Below are 1,785 nucleotides of genomic sequence, written 5' to 3'. Positions count from 1 at the left end.
TGCACCGAGCCAAAGTGAGGATCGGTCACATCGCCCGGCGCCGGGACACCGGCGAGGCGGGTTCCCTGGTTGACCGGGCCGTTGGGAAACAGCTGATATAGCCAGCGCGAACCGCCCTCGTCCTCGAAATATTCGTTGAGCGCCTCGGTCAGCTCCCGGGCATGGTTCAACTGGCCGTTGTTCTCATAGTGCACTCGCAGGAACTTGATTACCTTCCAGTAATCGTCTGTCAGCTCTATACCCATCTCGGCGGCCGTCGCCTCGGCCTGTTGCTCGTTCCAGGCATGGAATTGCTCCAGCCCTTCATCATCATGAATGCCGAGCACATTTTCGCGTTTTTCTTTATTGGTCATGTCGTTCATCAACCTGTCTCCTTGCGTGTACATCATTCGGGGAAGCTTGTTTGCGTCATTCTATCTGGAATGTAATCGTGCTTCCTGATTCAAGTCTAGTTTAAATTTTGATTGCCGTTAATACTAATGCCTGCAGGATTCGGTGCATTGATAAATCTTAATGCCGAATCCGCACAGGGCAAGTCGGGTATCCACTCGAGATCGTTTGCTGAATTTTTAACCGACCGGCACAGCGGGCAGCCTGTTGTCACCGTCAGTGTCGACCAGCTTATAGTAGCACTTTATGTGTGACAATAAATCGGGCCAACCCCCCGGCAGGCTACCCGGTTCCCCGAAACAGTCATCCACTTTTTATCGGGCGCAACGCCTGTTTATTGACACAATAAATGACTTCCCTTTCAGAGTCCGGATCGGGAAATAATCCTTACAGCCACACCGTTAAAAGTATTATCATTAAAGGTTGCATCAACACCAGAAGCCTATCTTTTCGTTCAACTATTTTCATGCGCAAAAAGCCGGAATCCAAGCAGATCATTATCGCCAATGCCACCGTGGTACTGGTGTTTGTTGCGATTCTGGTTTTCGTCAATATCTTCTACTTCAATCAATTGAACAATCGTCTGTCGACAATCAACGACAATTACAATCACAAACTCGAAATCCTCACCCAGATGTCACGGATCGTGCGCGACCGTTCCCTGACCATGCTGAACATGCATCTGTCCGAGGATATCTGGCTCATCGACGAGCAGTACATGCACTTTCACAAGCTGGCGCCGGAATTCGTGACGCTGCGCGAACAACTTGGCAACCTGCCCCTCAGACCCGACGAACAGACCGAGCTGGAACGTTGCCTGGCCCTGATTCAGAAAACCCAGCCGTTACAGGACGACATCGTGCAACGTATCTACGACGGCAACGACGATCGGATTCTGCATGACATCATGCACAAGGATATGCCGCTGGAAAATCGCTTATGGCAGGGCTTCGACCGGCTGAACCGGCTGGTGCGTGACAATGCCGAACAGGCCCGCCAGTCAGCCAACGTCGAGTTTAAAAACTCGCTGCACGTGATTATCGCGGTGGCCATGGTGCTGGCGGCCCTGATCAGCCTGTTGATGATCTATTCCCTGCGACGTCTCGAACGCATCGAAACCCGCCTGATCGATCGGGCCGAACTGCTCAGCTGGGAAGCCACTCATGATCCGCTGACCAATGTCTGGAACCGCCGTTTTCTGGAACACCGGGTCAACCAGTTACTGGATGGGGAGTATCCGTCCGAACCGCAGCATGTATTGATCTATATCGATCTGGATAACTTCAAACCGATCAATGATACTTACGGTCATTTTCTGGGCGATGATTTTCTGCGTGCCATTGCCCGCTGCACCGAGGCCTGCATCCGCAAGAACGATACCCTGGCGCGCATCGG

General features: G+C 52.2%; 2 protein-coding genes. One reads left to right on the top strand and one right to left on the bottom strand.

Features of this window, described 5'->3' with window-relative positions:
* A partial coding sequence (locus RI563_RS13345; RefSeq protein ID WP_310694872.1) for a TusE/DsrC/DsvC family sulfur relay protein occupies positions 1–362 on the bottom strand: 362 nt, incomplete at its 3' end.
* A gap of 494 nt (positions 363–856) precedes the next feature.
* On the opposite strand from RI563_RS13345, the gene RI563_RS13340 reads away from it, so the two are divergent.
* The coding region (locus RI563_RS13340; RefSeq protein ID WP_310694871.1) for a GGDEF domain-containing protein at positions 857–1,785 on the top strand (929 nt) is incomplete at its 3' end.

This window comes from Thiohalophilus sp., from assembly GCF_031581315.1.
Classification (GTDB): Bacteria; Pseudomonadota; Gammaproteobacteria; order UBA6429; family Thiohalophilaceae; genus Thiohalophilus.
The sequence above is the reverse complement of the archived record's forward strand: the minus strand, read 5'-3'. Positions and strand labels throughout refer to the sequence as shown.